Genomic DNA, 4,928 nt, shown 5'->3' on the forward strand with positions numbered 1-4,928 from the left:
GCCCCGCCCAGCGCGAACGAAGTGAGCGACGGTGTCGACACCACGCCGTACACCGTCGGCGACACCCAGACCGCGCACCCCCACACACCCACCGACGACGACCAGCTCGATCCGCTCCTGGCGCACCCGACCCCGCCATCGTGGGACCCGCTCGGCGTCGCCGACTTCGCGTGGGATCTCCCGAATCCGACGCCGACGCCGGTGCTCGAGAAGCCCAAGCCCCCGCGGTCGGCGGTCCTCCCGGTCACCGCAGGGCTGGCCGTCCTGACCGCGATGGCCGGTACAGCGGCTCAGCTGATCGGCGCCGAGTGGTTCACTGTCGGCCGCATCGCGTCGCTGACGCTGCTGGTGATCGGCGCCGGGCTGGTGGTCGCCGGTTTCCAGCGCAAGCCCGAGGGCGGGCATGCCAGCGGGCTGGTGCCGCTCGGCGTACTGGTCGGCGCGATCGCCGTCGTCGCCACCATGATCGCGTCGACCGGCTGGTCGGCGCCGAAGGGCGGGATCGGTGAGCGCAAGTACGAGATCACCGAGCAGTCGCAGTTGCGCGAGCACTACGAACTCTCCGTCGGCAACACGATTCTGGATCTGCGCGGGTTGGGCTCGCTCGACGCCGACAAGACCATCACCGTCAATCAGGGCGTCGGCGAGATCGAGGTTCTGCTGCCGCCGAACGTCCGCGTCCGCCCGGACTGCAGCGTCGGTATCGGCGACTTCACCTGCCCAACCGGCGTCGTCGGCGGGTCCGGCGACGGCCCAGTCCTGACCATCGACGCCCACGTGGGCATGGGAAATGTGGAGATGAAGAAATGACCGACGACGTCGAGACCATCGACACCCCGCGCCGCTCCCCTGCGCTCGTGATCGCCGGTGTCATCGCGATCATGGTGGCCGCGTGGGGCCTGACCGGCGGCGTCAGCGTCCCCGCGCTCTCGCTGCTGCCGTGGATCCTGATCGTGGCTGGCACCCTGGCCGGCATCGTCCTGATCGCCTCGGGCTTCCGCCGCTCGCGCTGAACCGACGGACGCGGCCCTCCTCCCGCCGGTTGAGCAGGGCCGACGGAGGAGGCCCCCAGCTCGCCGGTTGAGCAGGGCCGACGGAGGAGGCCCGAGTCGAAACCACCCCCTCCAGAGACACACGATTTCGACTCGCTTCACTCGCTCAATCATCGAGCCGGCGCGTCCGATCTGGTCCCCCACCGAGCCAATCGAGCAGACCCGCATCCATCTACTGCGGCGCGAGGCGGTCCAGTTCGTCGAGCGCGGCCAGCCAGGCGTCGGTGATCTCCCAGACGTCGGGCACGTTGTCCGGGCAGCCGGCGACGCCCAACCCGAAGCGGCCGTCGTACGAGACCGCCGTCAGATTGACGTTCATGTCCTGGAACAGCGGACCGAACGGATAGATCCCCTCGAGGCGGGCGCCGCCGAGCCACAGCGGGCCGCGCGGGCCGGGGATGTTGGAGAAGCAGGCGTGGAAGAACGGCGGCCGCAGCGGCGCCACGAGGTCGAGCACATAGGTGCTGGCGGCCATTCGCAGCAGCGTCGGCGGCACCAGCTGAATCAGGTCGGCGACGTCCACGGCCGGCCCGCTGGCGCCGCGACCGGACTTCACCCGATTGGTGGCCTCGTGAATCACCGTCAGGCGCTCCACCGGATCGGCGAGGAACACCGGCAGCCGGACCAGGGCCAGACTCCAGCTGTTGAGAGCGTCGTCGTCGGCGCTGCGGGTGGAGATCGGGACGAAAATTTGCAGCGGGACGTCGGGCACGGTGTCGTGGGTCTGCAGCCACTGTCGCAGGGCGGTGGTGCAGGCGGCGATAAAGACGTCGTTCACGGTGACGCCGTAGGCCGCGCCGAGGCCGCGCAGCCGGTCGAGTGCCACGTCGACGTAGGCACTGTTGCGTCGTTCGCTGATCGGCCGGTTCAGCCGGGTGTCGGCCGGGGCGGCGTGCAGGCGCGGGTCGATGTCGGCGTCGTCGCCGCGCAGGTGGCGCAGGGGTGCGGCGGCCATCGACAGTAGTCGTTCGGCGATGGCCCGCCCGAGTTGCGGAGTGCCGCGTCCGACGACCCGCGCCGCCCCGGCCACGTTGCCCGCTGATTCGGCGATCCAATCGGCGAGCAGTCCGCCGGTGCCCGGCAGCGGTGCGGCCGGGCCCGGTTCGGGGAAGCCCGGGTCGTGGTCGGGGTCGGCGGAGAGCAAGGTGGGCAGCAGCCGGTTCACCGCGCCGACGCCGTCGGAGAGGGCGTGGGAGAACTTGACGACCACGGCGAGCCGACCGTCGGCGAGGCCTTCGATCACCCAGGCCTCCCACAGCGGTTTGTCGTGCCCGAGGCGATGCCGGTGGATGTCGTCGATCAAGGCGGCCACCTGCCGCGGGCTGCCTGGGGCCGGGGCCGCGAGGCGATGCAGATGCTTGTGGACGTCGAAGTCCGGGTCGTCGACGAAGACCGGCTGCCCCAGACGCAGCGGTTTCTGCACCAGGCGGAGCCGCACCAGCGGGTTGAGCGGGAGCCGTTCGACGAGCAGCCCGTACAGGTGGTCGGCGTCGAAGCCGGGCCCCGCCGGCCGCGGATCTACCAGCAACAACGCGGTGATGTGGATGTTCATCGGTCCGGTTTCGGCGTTCACCGGAATCGCATCTATGCCCGTGAGCCGTTCCATTCCACTCCCCCGTGCCGATCGTCGTGAACCTTCCGGGAAGTCGATCACGATCCGGGCACGCCGTGGCGTGAATCAGCTGATCCGCGACCAAAGCCCCGGCACCGCCCACCCTGGTCATCGCCCAGCTACCGATGTACGGTTACCTTCCGTACAGAGAATCTGGGGGAACCATGACATCACCGAAGGCGAGTCGCATCGAGGTTCGCGCCGAGGCCGAGCTGATCGATCTGATCCAGCGGGCCGCCAAGTCCGTCCACGAGCCGACGTCCGAGTTCATTCGCAAGGCAGCGCGTTCGCGCGCCGACATCGTTCTGCACGAAGAGTTAATCACCGTGATGCCAGCCGAACAGTTCGACGAGTTGTTTCACTCCCTCGACTTCCGAGCGGACACCTCGCGGTTAGCCGAAGAAGCGGCCAAGCCCCGCATTTTTGAGCAGAAGTAGCGCGGTGAGCTATCAGTCCGGCGAACTGGGCCCAGACCACCGCGTCGATTCCTTCGACTGCGGCAAGGACGATCTGAACACCTGGCTTACGCGGAATGCGCGTCGAGCACAGCGGGCCGGCACCGCTCGCGTGTACGTGTGGACCCACGCGGACGATCCCACTGGGACCGTCGTCGCATATTTCGCACTGTGCCCGACCGAGGTCGTCCGGGACGACGATGGACTGAGCCGCGGCATGGCCGGCGGCCACTCCCGGATTCCCGGGTACTTGATGGCGCGCCTCGCCGTGGACCGCACGCTGCACGGGCAGGGCGTCGGCGGACAGCTGATTCTCGACGCGATGACCCGCATCGTCGCTGCCGCGGCGATCGGCGGCGGCCGGATCGTCGTCGTCGACGCAATCGACGACGACGCCGCAAATTTCTATCAGCGCTTCGGATTCGTCCCGGTGCGCCACCGCCCACTCCGACTGGTACTCAAGGTGTCTGACGCGCGGAGCCACGTGGCACCGTAGCGGCGTTCTCGCTCCACTCACCACCTGGATACCGCTCGTTCGCGCGGACGTTCAGCGCAGTTCGATCAACTGATCCCCGACGGGGAAGGCCAGCGTGAACTCGTCACCAACGTCTCCGACGGCATCGGTCACCGCGGTCGTGACGACGAGGTGGTCGTCGTAGACGTGGCGGATCCGGACAGTCTGCCCGCGGTAGTCGAACTTGGACATCAGGAAGCCCAGGCCGATCGCCTCGAGGGCTTCCTCGGCGTCGTGCCAATCGTCGACCAGCGGGAGCGGACGACCGAGGCGGTCGATCGGCAGTACTTGCGGATCGGCGGTCTCCAGATCGATCCAGCCGACCACTTCCCCATCGGATCGGCGGTGCGGGATCCAGCGCTCAGGCAACGGCATGATCCCAGAGTAGGCAGAATCGGCGAGTCAAGGCCGTTTGATGACAACCGAGCTGGCAGCACCGATGTGTCCAGTCATCACGATCATCGGGCCACCGGGGCGCACCGGTGGCCCGGCTTTGTCTTTCACGGTGGACCATCCGGTGGTCGAGAGGTCGTCGTACGTGATGTGCTGATCGCGCCCGAGCTTGATCTTGATGGTGGCGACCGTCCCCTGCAGCGCAAGTTCCACGACGGGGGCGGTGAAGTCGGCAAGGACGAAATCCAGATCCACCGTGCCGGCTTGGGAGGTCACGACAATCTCGGCCGGTACCTTCCATTTGCCCTTGCGGCGCTTGGTATCCCAGTCGGCGTCCAGCTTGAGCGGTTTGCCGCCTGCCCGCGCGGCGCCGCGACCTGCGGTTACTTCCTCCGGGAAGAGTTGCGGCTGGGCGGGAAGCTGCCGCAACGACGCCCGCAGTTCACCGCGGGTGCGCGCGCCGTGCACCTCACTCGACCGCTCCCCGAACTCGTCGACGTCGAGATAGCCGTTCGCGAATGCGCCGTTGAGTAGTTCGATGGCGCGCTCGCGTTCGGGGGTGCCCACCCGGAGGTCGTCGTTCGGATTGCTCTCTGGATTGCCGGACATGCATCCATCGTAGAGAAGCCCCTCCGCCCCCTGAGCCTGTCGAAGGGTCGCCGGTCCGGCACTCAAGCGCCCTTCGCCGCTTGACACCACCGTCCGCGGTTCCCGCGGCCTTCCGGGGCGGCGCCGGAACTGGGATTGGCCGCTTCAAGGATCTGCCCGACGTCCTGCCGCCGACCAGCCCGCGCCGGTGGACCGGGTGCGCGTGCTGCCGTTACTACTGACCGCTCGGTACGCTGACGCTATGCGTACCGACGTCCAGTTCCAGTCCCACGGCACCACCTGCCGCGGATGGC

Annotated in this window: 6 protein-coding genes and 1 pseudogene; 4 read left to right on the forward strand and 3 right to left on the reverse strand. The window is 68.3% G+C overall.

What is annotated here, in order from left to right:
• A pseudogene (locus tag WAW85_RS14420) lies at positions 1-810 on the forward strand (PspC domain-containing protein); the annotation flags it as partial.
• Positions 807-1,013: a hypothetical protein gene (locus tag WAW85_RS14425; RefSeq protein WP_422560284.1), complete on the forward strand. Its 207-nt coding sequence runs from the start codon at positions 807-809 to the stop codon at positions 1,011-1,013. The pseudogene WAW85_RS14420 and the gene WAW85_RS14425, both read left to right, overlap by 4 nt.
• A gap of 211 nt (positions 1,014-1,224) precedes the next feature.
• Here the strand turns inward: WAW85_RS14425 and WAW85_RS14430 are convergent, their stop codons facing one another.
• Positions 1,225-2,658 (reverse strand): wax ester/triacylglycerol synthase family O-acyltransferase, encoded by a 1,434-nt coding sequence (locus tag WAW85_RS14430; RefSeq protein WP_422560285.1) that lies wholly within the window; start codon positions 2,656-2,658, stop codon positions 1,225-1,227.
• A gap of 170 nt (positions 2,659-2,828) precedes the next feature.
• Here WAW85_RS14430 and WAW85_RS14435 point away from each other — a divergent pair, with 170 nt between their 5' ends.
• Together WAW85_RS14435 and WAW85_RS14440 are read left to right on the forward strand one after the other, a co-directional pair.
• Entirely contained in the window at positions 2,829-3,101 is a 273-nt protein-coding gene (locus WAW85_RS14435; RefSeq protein WP_422560286.1) for a DUF1778 domain-containing protein, read from the forward strand.
• A gap of 4 nt (positions 3,102-3,105) precedes the next feature.
• On the forward strand, positions 3,106-3,615 hold the full coding sequence (locus WAW85_RS14440) for a GNAT family N-acetyltransferase (protein ID WP_422560287.1): 510 nt from the start codon (positions 3,106-3,108) through the stop codon (positions 3,613-3,615).
• Positions 3,616-3,666: 51 nt separating this feature from the next.
• Here WAW85_RS14440 and WAW85_RS14445 read toward each other — a convergent pair whose 3' ends face one another.
• Entirely contained in the window at positions 3,667-4,008 is a 342-nt protein-coding gene (locus tag WAW85_RS14445) for a hypothetical protein (protein WP_422560288.1), read from the reverse strand.
• A gap of 27 nt (positions 4,009-4,035) precedes the next feature.
• Entirely contained in the window at positions 4,036-4,635 is a 600-nt protein-coding gene (locus tag WAW85_RS14450) for a DUF1707 SHOCT-like domain-containing protein (protein ID WP_422560289.1), read from the reverse strand.
• Between the last annotated feature and the right edge of the window lie 293 nt (positions 4,636-4,928).

It is taken from the genome of Gordonia sp. (in: high G+C Gram-positive bacteria) (assembly GCF_049299075.1).
GTDB lineage: Bacteria > Actinomycetota > Actinomycetes > Mycobacteriales > Mycobacteriaceae > Gordonia.